General features: G+C 33.9%; 24 protein-coding genes. 13 read left to right on the top strand and 11 right to left on the bottom strand.

The features are described from left to right. Positions 1-146 precede the first annotated feature (146 nt). From K6T82_RS18770 to K6T82_RS18750, 5 genes are all read left to right on the top strand, one after another. The gene (locus tag K6T82_RS18770; RefSeq protein ID WP_223709151.1) at positions 147-401 is read left to right on the top strand and encodes a GIY-YIG nuclease family protein; all 255 of its coding nucleotides are present in this window, start codon (positions 147-149) and stop codon (positions 399-401) included. 117 nt (positions 402-518) lie between these two features. Then, complete coding sequence (locus K6T82_RS18765) at positions 519-773, top strand: GIY-YIG nuclease family protein (protein WP_223709151.1); 255 nt, start codon at positions 519-521, stop codon at positions 771-773. A gap of 129 nt (positions 774-902) precedes the next feature. Further along, positions 903-1,313 (top strand): ACT domain-containing protein, encoded by a 411-nt coding sequence (locus K6T82_RS18760; protein WP_223709149.1) that lies wholly within the window; start codon positions 903-905, stop codon positions 1,311-1,313. Positions 1,314-1,384: 71 nt separating this feature from the next. After that, positions 1,385-1,645, top strand: a complete 261-nt coding sequence (locus tag K6T82_RS18755; protein WP_223709146.1) for a hypothetical protein — start codon at positions 1,385-1,387, stop codon at positions 1,643-1,645. A 100-nt stretch (positions 1,646-1,745) separates the two neighbouring features. Further along, positions 1,746-2,474, top strand: coding sequence for a type 1 glutamine amidotransferase (locus tag K6T82_RS18750; RefSeq protein ID WP_223709144.1), 729 nt, complete (start codon positions 1,746-1,748; stop codon positions 2,472-2,474). Positions 2,475-2,512: 38 nt separating this feature from the next. Here K6T82_RS18750 and K6T82_RS18745 read toward each other — a convergent pair whose 3' ends face one another. Further along, positions 2,513-4,633 (bottom strand): cation:proton antiporter, encoded by a 2,121-nt coding sequence (locus K6T82_RS18745; RefSeq protein WP_223709142.1) that lies wholly within the window; start codon positions 4,631-4,633, stop codon positions 2,513-2,515. 3 nt (positions 4,634-4,636) lie between these two features. Then, entirely contained in the window at positions 4,637-5,209 is a 573-nt protein-coding gene (locus K6T82_RS18740; protein ID WP_223709140.1) for a hypothetical protein, read from the bottom strand. Positions 5,210-5,468: 259 nt separating this feature from the next. Between K6T82_RS18740 and K6T82_RS18735 the strand changes: the two genes are divergently transcribed. The 6 genes from K6T82_RS18735 to K6T82_RS18710 all read left to right on the top strand — a co-directional run bounded on the left by K6T82_RS18735 (position 5,469) and on the right by K6T82_RS18710 (position 10,940). Then, complete coding sequence (locus K6T82_RS18735) at positions 5,469-5,990, top strand: RNA polymerase sigma factor (protein ID WP_223709137.1); 522 nt, start codon at positions 5,469-5,471, stop codon at positions 5,988-5,990. Between the two features lie 46 nt (positions 5,991-6,036). Then, entirely contained in the window at positions 6,037-6,246 is a 210-nt protein-coding gene (locus tag K6T82_RS18730) for a hypothetical protein (RefSeq protein WP_223709135.1), read from the top strand. A gap of 11 nt (positions 6,247-6,257) precedes the next feature. Beyond that, positions 6,258-7,100, top strand: a complete 843-nt coding sequence (locus K6T82_RS18725) for a FecR family protein (RefSeq protein WP_223709132.1) — start codon at positions 6,258-6,260, stop codon at positions 7,098-7,100. Positions 7,101-7,201: 101 nt separating this feature from the next. Next, positions 7,202-9,823 (top strand): TonB-dependent receptor, encoded by a 2,622-nt coding sequence (locus tag K6T82_RS18720; RefSeq protein WP_223709130.1) that lies wholly within the window; start codon positions 7,202-7,204, stop codon positions 9,821-9,823. 4 nt (positions 9,824-9,827) lie between these two features. Further along, on the top strand, positions 9,828-10,670 hold the full coding sequence (locus K6T82_RS18715; protein ID WP_223709127.1) for a DUF4249 domain-containing protein: 843 nt from the start codon (positions 9,828-9,830) through the stop codon (positions 10,668-10,670). Between the two features lie 60 nt (positions 10,671-10,730). Continuing rightward, on the top strand, positions 10,731-10,940 hold the full coding sequence (locus K6T82_RS18710; protein WP_223709125.1) for a hypothetical protein: 210 nt from the start codon (positions 10,731-10,733) through the stop codon (positions 10,938-10,940). 97 nt (positions 10,941-11,037) lie between these two features. Here the strand turns inward: K6T82_RS18710 and K6T82_RS18705 are convergent, their stop codons facing one another. Continuing rightward, a complete protein-coding gene (locus K6T82_RS18705; protein WP_223709123.1) occupies positions 11,038-12,177 on the bottom strand; it encodes an Atu1372/SO_1960 family protein in 1,140 nt (379 codons plus the stop codon). Positions 12,178-12,244: 67 nt separating this feature from the next. Between K6T82_RS18705 and K6T82_RS18700 the strand changes: the two genes are divergently transcribed. Continuing rightward, complete coding sequence (locus K6T82_RS18700) at positions 12,245-13,045, top strand: AraC family transcriptional regulator (RefSeq protein ID WP_223709120.1); 801 nt, start codon at positions 12,245-12,247, stop codon at positions 13,043-13,045. A 10-nt stretch (positions 13,046-13,055) separates the two neighbouring features. Here K6T82_RS18700 and K6T82_RS18695 read toward each other — a convergent pair whose 3' ends face one another. Both K6T82_RS18695 and K6T82_RS18690 read right to left on the bottom strand, forming a co-directional pair. Then, complete coding sequence (locus K6T82_RS18695) at positions 13,056-13,577, bottom strand: GNAT family N-acetyltransferase (protein WP_223709117.1); 522 nt, start codon at positions 13,575-13,577, stop codon at positions 13,056-13,058. Between the two features lie 35 nt (positions 13,578-13,612). Continuing rightward, positions 13,613-14,077 (bottom strand): GNAT family N-acetyltransferase, encoded by a 465-nt coding sequence (locus K6T82_RS18690; RefSeq protein ID WP_223709115.1) that lies wholly within the window; start codon positions 14,075-14,077, stop codon positions 13,613-13,615. Positions 14,078-14,146: 69 nt separating this feature from the next. Here K6T82_RS18690 and K6T82_RS18685 point away from each other — a divergent pair, with 69 nt between their 5' ends. Beyond that, positions 14,147-15,622, top strand: a complete 1,476-nt coding sequence (locus K6T82_RS18685; protein ID WP_223709113.1) for an aminotransferase-like domain-containing protein — start codon at positions 14,147-14,149, stop codon at positions 15,620-15,622. Positions 15,623-15,624: 2 nt separating this feature from the next. Here the strand turns inward: K6T82_RS18685 and K6T82_RS18680 are convergent, their stop codons facing one another. From K6T82_RS18680 to K6T82_RS18655, 6 genes are all read right to left on the bottom strand, one after another. Then, entirely contained in the window at positions 15,625-16,254 is a 630-nt protein-coding gene (locus tag K6T82_RS18680; protein WP_223709110.1) for an MgtC/SapB family protein, read from the bottom strand. A gap of 107 nt (positions 16,255-16,361) precedes the next feature. Next, positions 16,362-18,164: a glycoside hydrolase family 2 protein gene (locus tag K6T82_RS18675; protein ID WP_223709108.1), complete on the bottom strand. Its 1,803-nt coding sequence runs from the start codon at positions 18,162-18,164 to the stop codon at positions 16,362-16,364. Positions 18,165-18,352: 188 nt separating this feature from the next. Further along, positions 18,353-19,765, bottom strand: coding sequence for a hypothetical protein (locus tag K6T82_RS18670; RefSeq protein ID WP_223709104.1), 1,413 nt, complete (start codon positions 19,763-19,765; stop codon positions 18,353-18,355). An 89-nt stretch (positions 19,766-19,854) separates the two neighbouring features. Beyond that, positions 19,855-20,754, bottom strand: coding sequence for a PKD domain-containing protein (locus tag K6T82_RS18665; RefSeq protein ID WP_223709102.1), 900 nt, complete (start codon positions 20,752-20,754; stop codon positions 19,855-19,857). 192 nt (positions 20,755-20,946) lie between these two features. Next, positions 20,947-22,038: an endo-1,4-beta-xylanase gene (locus K6T82_RS18660; RefSeq protein ID WP_223709099.1), complete on the bottom strand. Its 1,092-nt coding sequence runs from the start codon at positions 22,036-22,038 to the stop codon at positions 20,947-20,949. Positions 22,039-22,127: 89 nt separating this feature from the next. Beyond that, the gene (locus K6T82_RS18655; RefSeq protein WP_223709088.1) at positions 22,128-23,717 is read right to left on the bottom strand and encodes a RagB/SusD family nutrient uptake outer membrane protein; all 1,590 of its coding nucleotides are present in this window, start codon (positions 23,715-23,717) and stop codon (positions 22,128-22,130) included. Positions 23,718-23,721: the final 4 nt, after the last annotated feature.

The raw sequence follows: 23,721 nt of genomic DNA, 5'->3' as shown, positions 1-23,721 counted from the left end.
TTTATTAAAAATATCATCAATTCTCTTTAAAAGCAGGATTCTTATCCGCCGCGGCGGACACGGGTTCAACTCCCGTCCTCGCTACAAGGTAAAAACACCACTTTTTATAAAGTGGTGTTTTTTTTTTCTTAAAACAATTTGACAAAATGGAAGAATTTGTAGTTTATATTTTGTTCTCTGAAAAATTCAATAAAAATTATACTGGATTCACTTATAATTTAATTGAACGTTTTAAATCCCATAATTTACTTGCCACAAAAGGTCATACTGTAAAATACAGACCTTGGAAGGTTATTTATGTAGAATTTTTTGATTCCAAAACCGACGCTATTAAAAGAGAAAAATATTTAAAAACCGGAATTGGACGAGAATTTATTAAAAATATCATCAATTCTCTTTAAAAGCAGGATTCTTATCCGCCGCGGCGGACACGGGTTCAACTCCCGTCCTCGCTACAAGGTAAAAACACCACTTTTTATAAAGTGGTGTTTTTTTTTTTCTTAAAACAATTTGACAAAATGGAAGAATTTGTAGTTTATATTTTGTTCTCTGAAAAATTCAATAAAAATTATACTGGATTCACTTATAATTTAATTGAACGTTTTAAATCCCATAATTTACTTGCCACAAAAGGTCATACTGTAAAATACAGACCTTGGAAGGTTATTTATGTAGAATTTTTTGATTCCAAAACCGACGCTATTAAAAGAGAAAAATATTTAAAAACCGGAATTGGACGAGAATTTATTAAAAACATCATCAATTCTCTTTAAAAGCAGGATTCTTATCCGCCGCGGCGGACACGGGTTCAACTCCCGTCCTCGCTACGAAAAGGTAAAACCCTTAAACAGAAATGTTTAAGGGTTTTTTATTATATTTAAATAAAAAACAAACCTAATTCTATGGAAGGCGAAATAAATTTAATTACTATTTTGAAGAATCTTAATCCTGTTCTTAATGATGGGAAATATGTTTTTACAAAAGTAGATGCTATAGACTCTATTCCTTTTTCGAAGATTTTGTTTCTCTTTAAAGAACAAGAAGGAATTACTGTAGTACTAGAAAAGCGTTTTGCGGAAGAACTCAACCTTAATTTCTCTTACATTGCTTCTTGGATTACGTTAGAAGTTCATTCTTCTTTGGCGGCGGTAGGTTTGACTGCTGCATTTTCTCAAGCTTTAGGAAATGCCAATATCAGTTGCAATGTAGTTGCCGCTTATTTACACGACCATATATTTGTTGACGAAAATGACGCTAACAAAGCAATGGATGTACTCTTAAAATTAAAAGAAGAAAATAAAAATTCTTTGTAATTAAAAAATCAAAAAAATATCCTCAATAACTGCCATTAAAATAGTTATTTTGCAAAGGTAATTTACAACATATGGATATAGTCAAATTTAAGATCACATCAAAAACGATAAAAGTCGAAGTACGCAATTCGAATAATTATGTTTTTAACTTTAATACTGCTTTAGAAATTGACAAAGCAGATCGCGATGTTCTATTAAAACTATATAATGCCTTGGATCTTCTTTTTAAGAAAGAGGCTACAATCGAAAATAAAAACTACATTTCGCCAAATCAAACCAATATATTAGATCAGATTTCTGATGCTGATAATTTAGAAAAGCAGAACAACTAAATTCTTTTTGTAAGCGAACTGGACTATTCTTTAAAATAAAAAGCTGGACCATCAAAAATGTATTTTCTTAAAATAAATTTGTTTTAATTTATTATTTAAGATGAAGATACACTTTATACAACACGAAACATACGAAGCTCCAGGCGCATATCTGATTTGGGCAGAAAACAGAAATCATAAAATCTCTTTTTCTAAAGTTTATGAAAATGATTCTTTACCAGATTCCGTAGACTTTATAGATATGCTTATTGTTATGGGTGGTCCACAAAGCCCAAATACTACGCTCAAAGAGTGTCCGCACTTTAATGCCGAAGCCGAAATTGCTTTGATTCGAAAATGCATTTCAGCAGGAAAATCAGTTGTGGGAGTTTGCCTTGGTTCGCAATTAATCGGTCAGGCTTTAGGAGCAAATTTCGGTCATAGTCCCAAAAAAGAAATTGGAGTTTTTCCAATTTCTTTGAGCGAAGAAGGATTAAACGACGAAAAAATAAATCATTTTGGAAAAACCTTAAATGTTGGTCATTGGCACAATGATATGCCAGGTTTAACGAAAGAAAGCAAGATATTAGCTTTTAGTGAAGGCTGTCCAATTCAAATTGTTTCGTATTCTGATCTCGTTTATGGTTTTCAATGCCACATGGAATTGACAACAGAAGTCGTTTCTCTTCTAATTGAAAGCGAAACTGATTTATTAGCGAAAAGCAAAAAACATCCGTTTGTTCAAAATCCTGAAGAAATTCTTTCTTTTGACTATACTGAAATGAATGAAATGCTTTTTCAATTTCTGGATAAACTTGTCATAGATTATAAAACTTCGGTGTCAAAATAAAAACAAAGCCCTTAGATTTCTGTCTAAGGGCTTTGTTTTTATTTAAAGATATTTCGAATTATTTTACCTATCTCTGCAAAATCATCGTGACTGCTTACGGCTCTTTTTTCGGTTGTATTTTTTTCAGTTTTCGAAAAAGGATAAATCAGCATGTAGTTATTATTGATTACTTTTTTATTTAGCAAATCAGGCACATCGCGCATTTGTTGGAAATAAGAATACATTCCTTTATCGGCCATCATGATGATCAAACCTTCATCTTCTCCCAGATTAAAAGCCGTTTCCTGTGCGTGGTTCCAAGAGTCAATTATATTGAATGTTGCTTCTATAGTTGCCTTTTTTACAATTCTTTTTAAAAGTTGCATGGTTTTATCTTTCCCATAAAAACTCATTTTTGCACCAGAATTACGTCCAATATTCCAAATTCGAAGCATGGAATGAAAAAAACCAGCATCTTTTTCGGCATTTTCGGGAATCAAAACTATATATTTTTTTATAGTAGAAACGGGCTGAACAGCATGATAAACCATCAGATTTATATTTTTATTTTTGAGATAGCCGTTATATAAATTATAAACGAAAGATGCAGAAAATCCCTTTCCTCCTTCTAATCCAACAATTAGATCGGTTATTTCTTTTTCTTTAATTACGTTACTAATCCCGCTGGCCGTATCATTATCATGACGGGTAATCGGATTTAGTTTGACATCAGCTGCAGAAGCTGCTTTTACTGCCGACCCCAAAATCTTTTCTGCATTTTTTACCGACGATTCATTTTCTTCCTCGTTAATTACATTGACAGCAAAAACCCGGTCTTTATTGGTAGATGTTTTTACAATCAGTCCCAAATTCACCATTTTTTCTACCGTTTCTTCGTGATTGAGCGCCAGAAGAATATTTTCCTTTTCTTCACTTTTACCTGATACTTTATCATCTTTATCTGCGTCTGCTATTCGCTGTGCACTTGCCATTGAAACAAAAGAAGAAACGGTACAGGAAATTAATATCAGAAGAATACTGCCGTTAAGAACATGATCGTTTAAAAGTCTTATGGGTTCGCCTGCATCGTTTTCTCCAATAATAATGTTATAACCCACCATAACAGAAGCCAAAGTTGCTGCGGCAGATGCGGCGCTCATTCCAAAAATAAGCTGACCTTCATCATTAGTAAGTTTAAACGTTTTTTTGGTCAGCATTGCGGCAACATATTTTCCGCCAATTGAAGCAACAAGCATAATTGCTGCTACCCACAGTGTTTCCCAACTTTGGATGAAAGCACTAAAATCAATCAGCATTCCGACACTAATTAGAAAGAAAGGAATAAAAATAGCATTCCCAACAAACTCTACTCTATTCATTAAAGACGATGTATGGGGAATTAATCGGTTTAAAGCAAGTCCAGCAAAAAAGGCTCCGATAATAGATTCTATTCCGGCTAGTTCTGCTAGAAGCGCTGCTAGATAAATCATAACAATAACAAAAAGATACTGAGAGATTTTATCTTCTACATTTTTGAAGAACCATCTTGCAATAATCGGAAAAACCAATAAAACAATCAGTGCAAAAAGCACCATAGAAATAGTTAGTTTTAGCCAAAAAGCAGTACCAACTTCTCCTTGAGACATTCCGACCACAACAGCCAAAACAAGAAGCGATAAAACATCGGTAATCATAGTTCCGCCAACGGTTATATTTACCGAAAGGTTTTTAGCAATTCCTAAACTGCTTACCATTGGATAAACAATTAAAGTATGCGACGAAAACAAACTGGCAAAAAGTACCGAAGTCAGTAACGAAAAACCTAACAAATAATATCCTCCGACAAGACCCAAAATAAACGGAACCGCAAAAGTGTAAAGAGAAAACAAAATACTTTTCCATTTATTCTTTTTGAAATCGGCCATATCAATTTCCAATCCAGCCAAAAACATAATATATAAAAGTCCAGTAGTTCCTGTGACCACTACACTGCTGTCTCTAGAAAGCACGCCAAAACCATTCGGACCAATAACGGCACCGGCAATAATAAGTCCGAGCAAATGCGGAACTTTTATCTTATTTAATAAAAGCGGAATGCATAATATTATAATAAGTTCGATAAGAAATTTTAAAAGTGGATCTTCAATAGGAAGACTAATATGATGTATACTTAAAAACATAAATTATTTTTTTGATGGCGTAAGTTCAACTGAGAATTTTGCCGTGCAATTATCTTGTCCAATAATAGTCTGTGTACCTTTTATGACATTTTTTTTAATATCATCTAGAACAACTTCAATTTTAATGTTGTTTTTAGCTGAACTTTCTCTTACAGAATCGAGGACTATTTTATTTACTAAATATTGTCCTCTAAAAACCCTTTTAATTTGATTGTTATTCAATACATTGGTATACATTCCTGTAGAATCTGAGACAAAATCCCATACTTCGCTCCGCTGATCTCCAATAACATACGTACTGCAATTCGATTCTCTGCAAATCATCTTACTATTCCATTTCGTATTAAGCGTATCTGGCCACACTTTAATTTCAGGAATCGAATCTTTAATTTTATGGGTTAATTGAATGCTGTCCTTCATTTTCAATAACAATTCATATTCTGCTTCTTTGTCGGCAAATTTCTTTTCGCGTTCCAAGAGAATATTTTCTCTTTCTGTAAGTTCTTGTTCTTTTTTATTATTACAAGAAATCAAAAAAGTGATCAGGATTAAAACTGAAAATCTTTGTAAAGTCATAGTGTTGTGAATTTTGTTCTTTACAATTTAAGCATAAAAAATCTTCTATTGCCGTAAAATCTGGAAAAATGCATTTTTACCGAAGTAATTTATCTGCAAATTTTGTAACATTTCTCTAGCAAAAGCGTCCAATCTCTAATTTAATTACGGTTCTTTGTAACTTATTACACTTTGATTTGAGATTAATCAAATTTCAGAATGCAATAATATTGACACCAATGAGTTTTTAGACTAGAAAGCTAGTCACGATATTTTCGTTATGGACAATAAAAAATTTATTTTAAGTTTAAAAAAAGGTAATGAAGCAGCTTTTAAAGAAGTTTACTTCCATTATTATGATAAACTGATAAACTTAGCCAGACGATTTAATTCTTCTGTTTTTACTCCCGAAGACTTTGTTCAGGAGACTTTCATAAGACTTTACAACAAAAGAGAACTGCTAAACGAAGAGGTTTTGCTCGACAAACAATTGTTTGTAATCTGCAAAAATATTATTCTTAATCACATCAACAGAGAAAGCAAAATAATTCAGCTTGATCCAAATCAAGTTGATGTGCCTCAGGAAGAATCAGATTCTGGAATTTTTGAAGAAAGACAAGAAAAACTGCAAAACTTCATTAATCAGCTTCCAGAGCAACAACAAAAAATATTCACTCTACATAAACTGGAAAACCTTAGCTACAAGGAGATTGCAGAATTAACGGATCTTTCTGAAAAGACCATTGCCAATCATATTTATCTCGCCAGTAAATTTATTCGAAAAAAAATCGAAAACCATTAGGAACTTTTTTGTTCTCGTTTGTTATATATAAAAACAAGAACAGAAAATGCATATCGAAGCGTATAAAACTAATGTAAGAACTAAAAAAGAAGCAAGTTTACTTGTAGCTCATCTACAGTTCATCATTTCTGATTGTATCATCAATTTTGATAAAAAAGGCCGCGAAAACATTTTGAAAATCGAAACTAATCGTGAGATCAAAGAAATGGTTTATGGTGTTTTTACCAAACAGGGATTTCATTGTCAAATCATTTAAAAAATCAAAAAATGGACAAGGAAAAATTTGACGAGGATTTTGATAAATTATGGAATGAAACACCAGCTTCACATTCAGAAAATGATAAAGAAGCTTCGTGGGAAAAATTCCATACTGTAACTTTTGCCGAAAAGGAAAGAAAGTTTAAACCTTGGCGTTACGTAGCAGCAGCGTCGGTCTTACTTTTTATTCTGATTGGAACTGGAATTTATTTTAATGGAAATTCTTTAAGCGAAAGCAATGTTATTGCCGAAACTATTATCGAAAACACCACTTCTACAATAAAATACATTGTTTTACCAGATAGCTCAAAAGTAGAATTGAGCCCTAATTCTAAAATTTCTTATGGAGCTAATTTCACTTTAAACAGAAAAATTGAAATTGATGGTGAGGCTTATTTTAAAGTCAAAAAAGACAAACAACATCCTTTTCAGGTTTTCTGCGATGAAACTACCACTACCGTTTTAGGAACTTCTTTTATAGTGAAAGAATCTCAAAACGAAGAAATCATTGTGGAGCTTTTTGAAGGAAGTGTTCAGATGAACGTAAAAGGTCAGGACAAAAAATGGATTTTGAAACCCGGAGAAAAATTCACTTACGGAAATCAAGTTGCCTCGGTATCAGAATTTAGCCGATTTATTGATTTTGATAATGAAAAACTTTCTACTGTAAGTCACTACATCGAAGAAAATTATGGATATAAAGTAATTCTTCCTAGTGAAAACCTGAATCAGAAAATCACCATCCGAATCAATAAAAAAGAAGATTTAAAGACAATTGTACAATTAATATCAGAAATGTATAACCTAAATTTTGAAATAAATGAAGATTTAAAACAGATCACTTTTCAATAAAAAAACAAAAAAGGATGTAAGCCGCGAAACTCCACATCCTCCTAATTTTCAGGATAACACGAGGTTAATCCGTTTAATATAATTCAAAAATACAAAAATTCATGAAGCATATAATTTCAGCATGCTTTTTTTTATTCAGTTTGTGTATGTCTGCTCAGAGTGTTACCATAACTGTAGATCAAAATGTCACTTTAAAAGAATTCTTCAAGCAAATTGAAAATCAAACCGATTTCAAATTTGCTTTTACAGATCAAATCGATACGAGTAAAAAATACTTTAATCAAAAAAGTACTTTTAAGCAGACTGATATTGAAAAGCTTATTTCGGAACTAAATAAAACTGCTTCTATACAGTTTTCTATAGCTGGCAACAATATTTTTGCTAAACAGAAAACACAACAGACTCAGAAGCCTGCCAAAAAAAAAAGCAAGCTAACCGGTCACGTTCTTGATGACGAAAGGCAACCTGTTATTGGCGCCAATATCTATGTAAAAGAATTAGAGACTGGCGTTGTAACAGATGTTAATGGAAAATACGTTATCGAAGTTCCAAACGGAAGTTATACTGTTCAAGTAAGTTATGTTGGATTTAAAAACGAAGAGAAAAAAGTTTCTGTTTCAGACGATACCAAAGTCAATTTCAACATCGATTCTGATAGCCAGCAATTGGGAGAAGTTATTGTAATGAACAACAAAGCGGTCGACATTAAAACGACACAAATGAGTGTAAACAAACTTTCTATGCAGGAAATTAAAAAAATTCCTGTTGCCATGGGTGAGCCAGATCCTTTAAAATCGATTTTGACGCTGCCTGGAGTTACCAATGCTGGAGAAGCTTCTTCGGGTTTTAATGTTCGTGGAGGTGCTGCCGATCAGAATTTGATTCTTCTAGATGGCGCTCCTGTTTATGCAGACTCGCATATGTTCGGATTCTTTTCTATTTTCAATGCTGATATTGTGAGCGGTTTGGATTTGTATAAAGGTGGAATTCCGTCAAAATTTGGAGGGCGAGTTTCTTCTGTTTTAGATGTTACGCAGCAAACGGGAGATTTTGAAGAATATAAAGTAAATGGAGGAATCGGAATTATCTCAAGCCGACTTTTAGTTCAAGGTCCGCTGCAAAAAGAAAAAGGTTCTTTTATTCTTTCTGGACGAGCATCGTATGCGCATTTGTTTATGAAACTGGCTGATAATAATAACTCGGCTATGTTTTATGATTTGAATGCGAAATTGAATTACCGTTTTAATGCCAAAAATTCACTTTCTTTTTCTGGTTATTTCGGAAATGATATATTTGATATTAACGATCGTTTTGCAAGTACTTACGGAAGTACAATGGGAATTTTAAACTGGAAACATAAATTTTCTGATCGTTTAAACAGTAATTTATCTATTTTCTACAGTGATTATAGATTTAATCTAGAAATTCCTATCGAAAGCTTTAAATGGGACAGCAACATTCAGAGTTACGGATTGAAATACAATTGGAATTTGCAGCAATCTGAGAAATTCAAGATCAATTATGGTATTGATGGTTTGTATTACAATTTCAATCCGGGAGTTGTGAAGCCGACTAGTTCAGATTCGCAGTTTAATTATATGCAGCTGGATAAAAAATATGCTTTAGAAGCTTCTGCTTTTGTTGATTTTGAAAACCAAATTACAGAAAAACTGAATTTCCGTTACGGACTTCGTTACAGCATGTTTTACCGTTTAGGAGATGAAACAATCAGCACTTACGAAAATGGTCAAGCTGTAGTTTATAATCCGCTATATAATATTTACGAAGAAGGTACGCCAAACGGAAGCATTACTTATGGCAAAGGAAAAACAATCAGTAAATTCAATAATTTTGAACCAAGAGCTGCTTTGTCTTATGCCTTTAATGATGAAACTTCTATAAAAGCGAGTTACAACAGAATGGCACAATACATTCATATTTTATCAAACACACAATCTCCTTTACCAATGAGCATCTGGACGCCAAGCGGACCTTTTACAAAACCTCAGCTTTTGGATCAGTACGCGATGGGTTATTTTAGAAATTTCAGAGACGGAGATTACTCTTTAGAAACCGAATTATTTTATAAAAATGTTCAAAATCGTATTGACTATATTGACGGTGCTGATGTTTTGGCTAACAATAATATTGAGCAAGTTATTTTAAACGGAAAAGCCAGATCTTATGGAATGGAGTTATTGTTTAGAAAAAACACAGGGGTTTTTACCGGATGGGTTTCGTATACTTTATCTAGAGCTGAACAAAAAACACCAGGAAGAACTCCAGAAGAACCAGGAATTGCAAACGGCGATTGGTATTTATCTGGTTATGACAAATTGCATAATTTAAGCATTGTAGGAAGTTATGAATTGAATCCGAAATGGTCTTTCAATGGTAATTTCACTTTGCAATCTGGTCAGCCCGTAACGTATGCAAATGGTTATTATGAAATGGGTGGAATTCATATTCCAAATTATTCTTTGAGAAACGAAAACAGATTGCCACTTTTCCACCATCTTGATCTTGCGGCGACTTACACGCCAAAACCAGATAAAAAGAAAGGATGGCAAAGCTATTGGGTTTTCAGCCTTTACAATGTTTACAACAGAAAAAATGCCGCTTCTATGAGTTTTACAACTAATGAAGATACAGGAGCAAATGAAACCAGAAGACTTTCAATTTTCGGAATCGTACCTGGAGTTTCTTATAATTTTAAATTTTAATGCTATGAATAAAATGAAAAAATATACGGTAATGAATAGAGCGCTGGCATTAATAAGTCTTCTCTTTGTTTTTTCTTTCGCTTCATGCGAAGATGTGGTAAACCTTGATTTGCCAAACGGCGAAACCAAACTTGTAATCGATGCTGAAATCATTTGGAAAAAAGGAACTGATGGAAAAGAACAAACGATAAAAATCAGTAAAACGGCTCCTTATTACAATAATTCTACCCCAAAAGTTTCGGGCGCACAAGTGCGAGTTGAAAACAGTAATGGAGATGTTTTTACATTTAATGAAACCGAAGCAGGAGTTTACAAATGCACCAATTTTATTCCTGTAATCGATGCAGAATATAAATTATTTGTTGATGCTGAAGGACAGAGTTTCACAGCGGTTGAAAAATTGACTTCTGTAACTCCAATTAATAAAGTGGAACAGAAAATTGTTCCAGATTTTGACGGAACAGATATCATTGAACTGACTTTTTATTACAATGATCCAGCAGACCAAACCAATTTTTACATAACCGATTATCAAGCTTCATTTTTGATTTACCCTGAATATGAAATCACAAATGATGAATTCTACAACGGAAACGAAATCAGTACCAGATATTCTAATGAAGACAAAATGAAACCAGGAAACACGGTATCCATTACGCATAGAGGTGTTTCTAAAAATTTCTTCAATTATTGGAAATTAATTTTAGAAGCTTCCAATTCTAATCCGTTTTCTGTTCCTCCTGGAAGTATTAGAGGAAACATTGTAAATACTACAGATGCTAGTAATTATGCATTTGGTTATTTTAGAATTTGCGAAGCAGATCAGGTTAATTATTTGGTGAAGTAAGATATTTTTTCTTATTTTCATAATCTCAAATTCTCTCAAACAGATAAAAAAGGAAGAAAAATGAAGAGAAGACTCTTTTTTTACACAATCCTATTTATAACAATTGTAGTTGTTACTTTTTATCTTTACATCGGAATCGCTTTTGGTAATGGTGTAGCAAAAATGGGTAAAAGTGTACATAATGTTCAAAAAGAGTGGAAAGAGAATAAAGAAGAACCTTTAGATACAATTAAAGATCTTGTTGTAAAAAAATTGGATTCTGTTAACTAAAGGAAAAACATAAATCTATTAGCTGAAAAACAATTAATAATACAAAACCCTTACACATTCTTGTCTAAGGGTTTTTGCTTTTATAAATCTTTCCTTTTTATTCCACTTCAAAAACAGCCTGAATTTCTACAGAAGAATTTACAGGAATAGAAGATGCTCCGAAAGTTGCTCTGGCGTGCTTTCCTTTTTCTCCAAAAATTTCAACTGTTAGATTTGAAGCAACATTCATTAAATCGGCATGTTTGGTGTAATCGTCTTTGGTATTGAAAATTCCAGTCAATTGCACACAACGTTTTACACGATTTAAATCGCCGCCAACCGCTTCATTCAAAACTGAGATTACATTGAGCATTGTTAATTCCGTTGCGTCTTTTACTTGTTGTTCGTCCACATTCAATCCTAATTTTCCAGGATTTAGGATTTTTCCATCTTTCAAGGCCACTTGATTAATGAATACCAAATTTCCCGAACGAACATAAGGCATATAATTTCCTGCTGGTTTTGGAACTTGAGGAAGAACTATATTTTTCGATTTTAAAACGTCGATAATTGATGGTTCTTCTTTTACCGTAATTTCTTTTTTAGAAAAAGTTCCTTTTAAGGCCGAGGCTACTTTTGCAAAGTTTTTCCCTTGCAATTCTGCTAAATAACGTTCATCTTTTGTTGGTCTTTCCACATCTTTTAAAGAAGCCAAACTTGTTGTTCCTAAAACAGAATTTCCCTGTGGAATTTTCTTGTCGATTTTTTCATTTCCTCTAATTCCGTTTGGTACTAAAACCATTCCGTGAACGGCTAAACTATTCCAAAAAGATTGTAAAGCTAATTCTTTTCCAGCACCACTTCCAGCCGACATAAAAACGGTTGCTGGCATTCCTTCTAAAGCATGATTTGTCCATAAGTTTACTGTTTTAGAAAGAAACTCGCTCATAGCAGTGCTGATGTTTCCGAAATAAACTGGCGAACCAAAAGTAATTCCGTCATAAGAGGTTAATTCTTCAACCGTTGCAACTGGAATACCTTTTAACTTCGAGTTTGTTGGCGATTTTACTTGCTTGATAATTGCTTTGGCATTTGCATCACTTTCAATTCCTTTGGCGATTTCTTTTGCCAATTCGTAAGTTCCTCCATTATCCGAATGAATCAGAACTAATATGTTTGTTTTCTTATTTTGCGCTTCTGTTGTATTCAAGGCTAATACGGTTAAAATAGCTACTAAAAAGAGTTGTAGTTTTTTCATGTTCTTGTAAATTATATTCATTTACAAAATTAAACATGACGTTTTTATTAAATTTGCCAAAAAGTACATGCAAAACGCCAATTCAAAATGCGGTTTATCCGAAAACAAAGAAGGTCAATTTGAAGATAACATTCAAACAAACGCTTATGTTTGGTATGATAAAAACTGGCAACATGACGATTACGTTCATACACACGAACGTTACCAACTGACTTATGTTGAAGAAGGGTATCAATATTTTCATATTGAAGAAAAGACCTATCTCGTTCCGCAAAACCATGTAATCTGGATTCCTACCAAAAAAGAACACCGCATTTCTTCTGAATCTAAAACAGTAAACTTGATTATTGCTTTATTTAAGATTGTACCACAGCAGGATTTTTATCAAAACGTTCATGTTTTTTCAGCGCCAAACGTTCTAAAAGAAATGATTTTGTACGCTCAAAAATGGGATAAATTATTAACCAAAAATGAGGAACAAGCTGCTTTTTTAAATGCGATTTTAACGAGTTTGCCTAACTTTTGCCAAGAAAATAATTCGTTACAAATTCCAGTTCCGGCAGACAGTCGTTTGATTCCGGTTTGCGATTACATCAACAAAAATTACCAATATGCTTTTGAAATTGAAGAATTGGCGAATCTCGCTCAAATGTCTGTTCGAAGTTTACAGCGTATTTTTAAACAGAAAACCAATATTACACTTCAAAAATATTTGCAGTTAATTCGAATTCTAAAAAGTATCGAACTTTTGGATAGTAAAGAATATACTTTGAGCCAGATTGCACATTTGGTTGGTTACAAAAGTCTTTCAGCTTTTAGCACTTCTTATTTTGCTGTTATTCAAGAGAAACCAAAACTTAGAAAATAATTTAGTTAATTCAATTCGGTTTTTCAATTTCATAAACAAAATTCAGTTTCGGTTTTTCACCAAAATAAGCCACTTCTTCCTCTGCTATTTTTTTGGCTCCAACTCTTGAAATTGCAATTTGCGAACGGATATTTTCTGCACCAATATGAAATCTGACTTTAGATACATATTTAAAAAGATAATCCAGCATCGTCTTTTTTACACTTAGATTAAAACCTTTTCCCCAACACGAAACGCCATAAAAAGTATAGCCAATAAAAATGCAATCTTCTTCTTCATTGAAATCGTAAAATCTTGTACTCCCAACAATTTCTCCTGTTTCTTTGTTTATAATTTTAAAAGCGCCTTTACTTTGCATCGCGCCTTCAAAAAACTTTTCGAAAACCTCTTTTTTCCATCGGTCTTTGTTCGGGTGCTGTTCCCAAATCTTAGGATCGGAAGCTACTTTGTATAATGCATCAAAATCTTTTTCTTCTAAAGGAGATAGAATGCAAAGATCATTTTCTAAAACGGGTTGTAAATTAAAATTCATAATCTGATTTTTTCAATTCTAAAATTAATCAATATTTAAAGATTCCATTCGTAGTTTAACCAATCTTTGTTTTCGTTTGCTCCTAGCCTTTCATAAAACTTTTTTCCAGCATCATTCCATGGCGCTACGGTCCATTTAATTTGACAGCAATTATTTTGTTTAGCCTCTTCATGCAAAGCATTCATTAATTGTTCACCAATTTTCTGACCTCTATATTTTTCGTCAACATATAATTCTTTTAAATAAATGGCTGGTTTATTTACAGCAGTGTAAGGCAGAAAATAGTATACTAGCATTCCTGCAATTTCTCCTCGATCTTCCGCTACAATACAATAAAAATCAGGCCGACTTTTTCTGAATCCGCTTTCACGAACAATTTCAGGAGTGATTGCAAATACATCTATATATTTTTCGAATACCGCCAAATCCCGCATTAAAACCCAAATTTTTTCACTGTCTTTTTCTACTGCTTTTCGAATTATTATATTTCCTTCATTCATAACTATTTGTATTTAATAATCCAAAAGTAAAACTATATTGGATTATATTTGTAGTCCAATTTATTCAAAATGAATAGTCCAATTTTTGAAATACTTTTTATTCATAATAAGCTGAATGGAAGTTTGGAAAGACCTGTTTATTTGCAATTAGCTGAAATAATTTTGCTTTCAATTAAAGAAGGAAAACTAAAAACAGGTCAAAAACTTCCTTCATCAAGAGATTTTGCATCTTTTTTAGACATTAACCGAATTACAGTTTCTAAGGCTTTTGAAGAATTACAAAATCAAGGTTGGCTGGAAAGTTTTACTGGGAGAGGTACATTTGTTTCGTCTCATATTCCTGAAATTAAACCTGAGAAACTTCAAAAACAATCAAATCGAACACAAAAAAATTCAGGTTTTATAATAGAGAAAAAGCCTTATTTAGAAAACTCTTATTTCGTTCCTAAAACCAATCTTCATTTTGATGACGGTTTTCCTGATCCGAAATTAGCTCCGTTAAAAGAACTTTACAGAGCTTACCGCAATCAATTAACCCGAAGCGGACTTTATGATAAATTTGGAAGTTACGGCAATCCGGACGGATCAGAATATTATAAAAATGCTATTTCACAACATTTAAATGAAACTCGGGGTTTAAAGACGACTTCCAAAAATATTCTTTCCGTTCGAGGCACAGTTATGGGTGTAAATTTAGTTTGCAACGCACTTATAAATCCTGGTGATATTATTGTTACAGGAGTTCCCGGATGGCGTCGAGCTGAAAATAATTTTCTTCATGCAAAAGCCAAACATATTGGAATTTCTGTTGATGAACATGGTTTAGTTGTCGAAGAATTGCGAAAGATTTGTCAAAAACAAAAAATCAGAATGGTTTATGTCACATCGCATCATCATTACCCAACAACAGTCTCACTTCGAATTGACCGCAGACTCGAATTATTAAAGCTCGCCAACGAATATGGTTTTATTATTTTCGAAGATGATTACGATTTTGACTTTCATTACAGCAATCGACCTTTACTTCCTTTAGCAAGTGCGGATGAAAACGGAATGGTAATTTACTGTGGTTCGTTCAGCAAAAGTTTTTCTCCTGCATTTAGAATGGGATATTTAGCCGCTCCCGAAAATGTAATTGAACATTTGACAAATGTTCGTGTACTTTTAGACCGACAAGGAGATCATATTTTAGACAATGCAATGGGCGAAATTATAAATGACGGTACAGTGCAGCGTTATTTGCGAAAATCACTAAATATCTATCAGGATAAAAGGGATTATTTCTGCAGCTTATTAGGAAGTGAATTAGGTGATTTTGTCAACTTTTCGATTCCGAATGGCGGTATGACGGTTTGGACTAAATTTGATACTTCAATTAATCTTGAAAAACTGGCCTCAAAAGCTTATGAAAAAGGTCTGTACTTCTCTGACGGCAAAGCACATCAATATCCTAATTTTAATGCAAACGGAACCAGACTTGGATTTGCTTCTTCCTCTAAAGAGGATTTAATGAAAGGAGTTGATATATTGAGAAAACTAATCTAAAATCACAATACCAATTCTTCAAAAATTGGATCGACTAAAAGCGAAGCATACAAAGATTCTACAGCCTGTTTAGAACCGTGTATCTGCCATTCTAAAACAATATGATCTGAATTGCGACGCTGTGTAATCAATTTTGATTTTACTTTAAAAGTTGAAAAAAGCTCCTTGCATCTTTCGTGTCCGTTATCTGAACGTTTAAAAGTTATTCGAAGAATTTTATGTTCATTGATGAGATCAATTTTATCTTGAAGAACAGTTAGCATCGTTAGAATTATGAGAATCATAAGTGCTGCACAAGCCGAGGCAAAATAATAACCCGCTCCCACTCCCATACTAACCGCCGCAACCGACCATATTGTCGCCGCGGTTGTAATTCCCGAAACATGACTATCTGATCTAAAGATTACTCCCGCACAAAGAAAACCTAAACCTGTTACAATATTAGAAGCTATACGATCTGGGTTTCCGACTCCACCAATCCATTGAGACATTAGAGTAAAAAAGCAAGCTCCAACAGAAATCATTATAGTAGTGCGAAGTCCAGCTGCTTTTCCTTTGTACTCTCTTTCGGCACCAATTAAAGCTCCCCAAAACGTTGCTAAAAGCAATCTTATGATAATTTCTAATTCCATTTAGTTCTCGTGATTTTTGCAAATTAAAATTAAGGAAAAAACATAAAAAAACCTCCAAAATCAAAATGACTTTGAAGGTTCTTTCATTTATATCTAAAACTTATAACTTACTTATATTCTGCTTCTTTCTGTGCATACCAATCTTTCATCACATAAAAAGCTTTCTTTTTTATTCCTTGATCAGAAATTAAACCTTTACGATTGAAGAAATCCTGAATGTTTGGCAATTGTCGTCTTGGTGATCTAAAATCGACCAAAATCCAAGGAGAAACTCCAGCTAAACCTTCAATTCTGTTGAACATCTGTGTGTTCTGAATGTACAATTCTTCCTGATATTCTTCGTTCCATCGTTCTTTTTTATCTCCGTGAAGACCTTGTAACGCTTCACCACCAAATTCACTAATGATAACGGGTTTGTTGTACGGAATTACCCACTGCATGTCTTTGCAAGATTCATTGGTTCCTCTGTACCAACCCAAATATTGATTGAAACTTACAATGTCTACAAATTCATTCATATTATCATGAAGCGTATTGACATTGTTTGGACTTTTAGTCACTTCCATCGCCATACTAATTAAACGAGAATTGTCTTGTGTACGCGCGTATTTTGCCAGTTTACTTAAGAAAACATCTCTTTCATCGCTATGCGGAGTTTCATTTGCAATGGACCAAATCACAACACCGCAACGGTTTTTATCTCGGTAAATCATGTCGTGCAATTGACGTTCTGCATTCGCATACGTATCTGGATTTGTCCAAGAAATCGTCCAATAAACCGGAACTTCAGACCAAATCATGATTCCCATTTTTTCGGCTTCTCTTACCATTTTTTCGTTGTGTGGATAATGCGCCAAGCGAACATAATTACAGCCTAATTCTTTTGCCCAATTCAGCAATGTAATTGCATCATCTTCAGACCAAGCTCTTCCTGATCTAAAAGGTGCTTCTTCGTGAATACTGATACCGCGCAAAAAGACTTTTTTCCCGTTTAAAAGAATTTCTTTCCCTTTGGTTTCAATAGTTCTAAAACCAATTTTATCGGCAATATTTTCATCTGCTTTACTAATCGTTACATCATATAACTTTGGTTTTTCTGGCGTCCATAAAACAGGATTGGCTTTAATTTCAAAATACGCCATTCCTTTTGCATCGGTCGTAACGTTCTTTTTGATTTTCAATTCTGGAATTGAAACTGAAACCGATTGATTCTCGCTTTCACTATTTAATTTAATCCAGCCTGAAATCTTCCCTTTTTCTTTTTTATCCAATTGAACCAAATAATCTTCGATATACGTATTTGGTACCGAAGCCAAAGTTACGTCTCTCGTTATTCCGCCGTAATTCCACCAATCCATGTTTACGGTTGGCACATTATCTTTATGACGCTTGTTGTCGACTTTTACGACAACGAAGTTATTTCCGTCGACTAATAAATCGGTTACATCAAAATTGAAAGGTGTATAACCGCCAACGTGCGTTCCTGCCATTTTTCCGTTTACATAGACTTTCGCATCATAATTGACTGCTCCGAAATGAAGGATTCCTTTGGTTTTAGCATCTTTTTTATAATTAAAGTCTTTCTGAAACCAAACCGTTCCTTCGTAAAAGAACAATCTTTCATCTTTCGAATTCCAATCAGACGGAATATCCATTGTGGCAGAAGTAGCGAAATTGTATTCAGTCAAATCTGTTGGATTCCACTTTTTATTTTCGAAAAACCCGTTGTTTTTAAAAGGCATCAAACGGTAATCGTAATATCCATTTTCTAACGGATCTACAATGTAACTCCATTTTCCGTTTAAAGTAATATTGTTTCTGGCTGCAATATTAGAAACCAACGGAACTTCCTGCGCTATTGCTTTTCCCATTAACAGAAAAGTACAACACAGCATTACAATTTTTTTCATATTGTTTTTATTTTTAATTATATGCTTTAATGCAGCAACTATATTTGGACGCGGATTAAACGGATTCGTTGTCACGAAGACGCGGATAAAAACGGATTTTAATAAACTAAAATCTTTTTTTTTCTGCGCTTTTGCGAAAGCAAATCTGTGTAATCAGCGTTCCATCTACACAAGCTGATTTTTAATTTTTAATTCTTTTTATCAAAATAACGTGTCAGTTCGTAAGCATTATCGTTAATCACTTTCATCTCTTTTAACAAAGGCTGATACGGTTCGAAATTGCTGTTTACGATTCCTTTGTTTGAATCTCTGTTCGAATAATCGGTGCTTAAATCCTGTGGATCGTTATCCATATATTTGAACCAATGCCAGCCTACGCTGTTTTTGTTTTTCAGCAAATCCAAAGTAAAATTTTGATAGAAAAGTCCGCGTTCTTTTTGTGTTCGAACCAGCCATCCTGCTCCTGTATTATTCGGCAATCCTGAATCTTCTCCTTTGGTGTACCATTCTGTAATTAAAAACGGTTTTCCTGACCACTCTCCCCAATTATTCATCAATTCCTGACTTGGTTCCCATTTTCTATAATGATTGATAGAGATAATGTCCATGTACTTTCCAGCCACTTTAAAAATTTCCGGATTTGTCAACTCCTGTTCTTTATCCTGATTGAAACGGCATCCTAAATACATGTGGTTCGGATCTGCTTTTCTTAGTGCTTCGGTTACTTTTTTCATGTAGGTTTCAAAGTAAAATGCTGTAAATGCCATTCTATCTTCTTGAGTCACATCGGATAATGATGCATTAAATCCTTTTCTTTCATCTAACCACGCTTTTGCAGCTAAATATCCCTGCTCGTCTTTGGCCAATAAAGTTAAATGTTTATCTAATGCGTCGTTGTACCACGGAAGCTCATTATCAGTAAAATAACCCATCAAATACTTATCATTTTTGTACTGAGAAACCTCTTCTACCGCTTTTTGGACATAAGCATCAAATTCTTTGTCAAAAACCATAACCAAATCAAAACGGTAATTCTGCCAGCTGGCTTCTTTATATTTTCCGCCGTATTTTTTAATGTGATCGGAATGATACATGCCCATTGGCGAAATAATCACCGTGTAAACCAGCGGATTTTCTGCATTTCGAACCAAATCAATATTTGACCACGCTCCTACGCCGTTGAAACCATTATCGCGAAGTAATTTTGATTCCTGTTTTTCCCAATTTTCTTTGCTTCCGTATTTTTTATCAAATGCCTTCTGCTGATTTACAGAACGTCCTGCGTTGAAAACTGCAATTCCTTTATAAATAAAAGGATAACCTTCGGGATCAATAATCCACCATCTATTGTCTACTTTTTCAGTTCTAAAAAATCCTGTCGCTTCTTTCTGCCAAACTTTAAAGCCTCCAAAATTTGAAATTGGTTCTTGTTTTTTTGTTTTAAATCCTGGGAGTTTATCAATTGTTTTGGCATCATAAGCTATCCATTTTGGATCTAATGCATTTTGTCTGGCTTCGACTTTTTGGTACGTAATTTTATTCTGTGCATGTAGTGAAATCAGGCTTATAAAACAGAACAATACATAAATGGAATGTTTCATTAAATTCGTTTTTTAATTATTTTTTTGAGAAATCACGGGGCAGAGCAAAAACTGCCCCATGATTAGAGAATAGTATAATAAGTGGGGGCTTATTTAGATAAATAGATATGATCAATATCAAAAGTGTAATTGTTTAACGCTCTTACGTCTTCTGGATCAACACTTCTTAAAACCAAGATATCTTTGATTTTGGTTAAGTCTAATGAAGCATTTTGTTTTTTATAATCTGCAATCGGAATTTTAACCATGTTCCAAGCTCCGTCTCTTTTTAATCCGTAAAGGTTGCTTGTGGCATCAAATTCTACATAACCTGTGTTAGAAGCATCTTTCATTCTGAATCTGATTTTTCCTGTACTGGTTGTTCTTACCGCCATATTGATATAAGTGTAAGACGAAATATCAGTGAAATTCACAAACTGTAAAATCGCCATTGCCCATTTGGCTTCTGTCGCTGGTGGTGTCGCAGGAAGAGTGAAGTTTCTGTAAGCCCCTTCATACCCATCTGTTGCCACTTCTTTAATTACAAATTGATTGCTTGAAACCCAGTTTAAAACAGGAGCTGTTTTAGTGAAATCAGGATTTTCAGAATAGATTTTAAGGGCATCGGCTGGAACAACAATTGGAGGTGTTGGCGGCGCTTCAACCTCAACGGTAAAAGTTTTCTTTTCGATTGTATTATCAGTATGTGTCACTTCAAGTGTTGTTGTAAAAGTTCCTGCTTTCGTATATTTTACTTCAACAGTCGGCTCTATCGATGCACCAGGAGCTCCGCCTTGAAAGGTCCATTTTATAGCTCGTACTTTTGTTGACGCATCGGTGTAGGTTACTGTTTCTCCTCCTTTAATCGCTGTATTGGTTGAAGTTGCGTTGATTTCTCCTTTTTTATAAAGATAGACTTCTCGTACGTCATCTTCGCAGGAAAACAAAACGGCAAAAAGTGCGAAAAACAAATATTTGAATTTGGCTATATGATTTAATTTTATTGTCATGATTTCGGTTTTTTGGTTAATTATTTTTTTAGATTTTGTAGAGGAAAGAAACAAGAAGCAAGACTTTCCTAAAATCTTGTTTCTTTTGAGAAAGGAAAGAAACAAGAGCAAGGAAAAAGACTTATAATCTATCTTGCTTCTTTTGACAGGGCAAACATAAAATCTTTCTTCTTTCTTCTTTCCTCTTCTTGTCTATTTCAATCCATCTAAAAATCCTTGATAAGCTGGTTTTTTATTATAATCAGCATCTAGGAGCAACGGATATTCTTTGGAATGCCAGAAACTTGTCAGCCAAGTGTATTTATCGGTAACTCCCCAAGTTGAGATTGCGAATTTTTGAGTTTGAGGCAATTCTTCGTACATCGATACAATGTATTTGTAGGTTTCAGCTTGTTTTTGATTTTCAGTATCATTAAATACATACGAATCCGATTTTCCTGTATTCACTTTAATGTCTAATTCTGAAAGATGAATTAACAATCCTGTAGATGCCATATCGGTAAAACCCGTTTTCATGGTTTGTCTGTTGGTGTCTGTTGCATAGTGAAACTGATCTCCTAAACCATCAATCGGCACTCCATTGGCTTTGAATCTTGCCACCATCTTTTTAATAGCCGCTCTTTTTCCACCATCGATAACCACACTGTAATCATTGTAAAATAATTTCGCATCTGGATCTGCTGCTTTTGCATAACGGAAACATCTTCCATAAAATCCGATTGGATCTTTAAAAAGAGAATTGATTACGGTTTCATTTCGCATCGCTCCGCCATCAGCAAAAACTTCGTTGACAACGTCCCAGCTTTTTACTTTTCCTTTGTAACGACCTACAACATCTGTAATATAAACTTTGACTTTAGATTCAAAAGCAATTGAATCGTACTGTGCTTTTTTGAACCATTCTGGAAATGAATCGTACCAAACCAAAGTATGTCCGTGCACTTCCAATTTATTGTCTTGTGCAAAACCAACTAAATAATCGGCTGCAGTATAATTGGAAGCTGTTGATGAAGTCCAGATACTTGCCATTTTCATTTCGAATTCGGCTGTAATCTGACTATAATGTTTTAAAACAGCATTTTTATAATTGGCTTCGTTTTGCAAATCTTTCATTTTAACTGCAGCGCCAATTTTAAATTTTGCTTTTTCTTTTAAAGTCTGCGTTATTGGGTTTGGATTCCCAGTATCGCCTTCATCTGCATTTATAAAAACCACTTTTTCGTCGTTGCTGCAAGAAGCCAACATCAAAGCAGTTAATGCTCCTAAAATATATTGTTTTATCATCGTTTTACTTTTTAAGAGATCTGGAAATCAAAACCAAAAATGATTTCCAGATCGGTGTTAGTAACAAAAAACTTATTTAAAAAAACTAATTAATAACCAACATTGAATCCTGCAGGTTTTCCCATTAAATCAATTTGCGATTGTGGAATTGGCATATTAACCATTGCAGGAGTCATTTTCAGTTGAACTTCGCCAGAAATAGTTCCAGATGGGCTAGAACGGAAATATAAATTCTGTCTTTCTACCAGAAGTCCCAACCTTTTCAATAAAAACCATCGGTTGTTTTCGAAAGCCAATTCTCTAGCCGATTCGTCCAAATAATTGTTTAAAGTCCAAGCTGTCAAATCAAAAGTGGTTACGGTACTTTCAGGATTTCCGGTATAACCTCTTCTTCTTACTTTGTTCAAATAGGCTAGTGCTTTTCCATCATTCCCTAAATTATGATACGCTTCAGAAGCCAATAAATACGTTTCTGCCAATCGGTAATACATATAATCTTTATAACTATTAGAAGTCATTGGCAGTTTTTCTGTATCATGGTATTTTTTCAAACTCCAATGCCAAGCTCTATAATTTCCGTTTGGAGCCGCAATTGCCGGATTGGTAATTGGTTGTCCGAATTTTGGATTTCCCGGAACATTGATTTTATAATCCAGATAATTATCTGAATAATAATAGGTTTTGAATCTCAAATCGTTAGCCTGATCGTAAAGCGATTTCAAATAATTATTTGGATAAAACCAACCTAAAGCCTGACCGCCATAAGCAACATCTTGAACCAATTCGCTTGTATTTAATTCGTAAGTTCTATGTGTAAAAACACTACTTAACCATGAACCACCACCTCCGGCTAAATCATCGCTTGGCCCTAATAAAAAGTCTTTTTGATACGTAAAAAGAGATTCTTTATGATTTCCGTTTTGTCCCCAAACATCTGCAAGAGCTACTAAACCATGAGTTCCATCATTAATAATAGCATCAAATTGTGCCGCTGCTCCTGCCCAATCTTGTTGCCACAAAGCGCTTTTTCCACGAATGTGTCTTGCAACGCCTTGACCGTATCTTCCTGGATCTACTTTGAAAGGAAGATTCGCAATTGCATAATCTAAATCTCCATCAATTAATTTATAAACATCGGCATCACTTGCTACTTTGTATTCAACTGGATCGTTGATGTTTTGTGGAGTTGTTGGAATGGTATCAATTAAAATTCCGCCATACATTTGTTTTAAATCCAAATACAATTCACCTCTTATTACACGAGCCTGAGCAACTAATCTTCTTTTGGCAGCATCGTCCATTTGAATTGATCTTGCTGAGGTAATAATTGCCGAACATCTATCGATAATTTTATAACCTTGAGTCCATTTTGAACCTGTATACGATTGCGGATTATGACCTGTTCCGTAAGGTGTGTTCCAAGTTCTGTGCAATCCTAAATCTGTTGCCACCATAAAAAATACGTTGGACCACAAATCGTTATTATCTCCCGAAGGTAAATTATAAAAACGCATCTGGTTGTAAAGTGCATTTACTCCAACTTCTAAACCAGCTGGAGAATTGTAGATATAATCTACAGAAACCTGATCTTTTACTGTTTCTTCCAGAAAATCTTCACACGAAGTAAGTCCTAAAGAAAGTCCGAAAATCAAAACAAATAGAAAATTTATATTTTTCATGATC

It is taken from the genome of Flavobacterium potami, assembly GCF_020026915.1.
Lineage (GTDB): Bacteria > Bacteroidota > Bacteroidia > Flavobacteriales > Flavobacteriaceae > Flavobacterium > Flavobacterium potami.
This window is presented reverse-complemented; position numbering and strand designations above follow the sequence as displayed.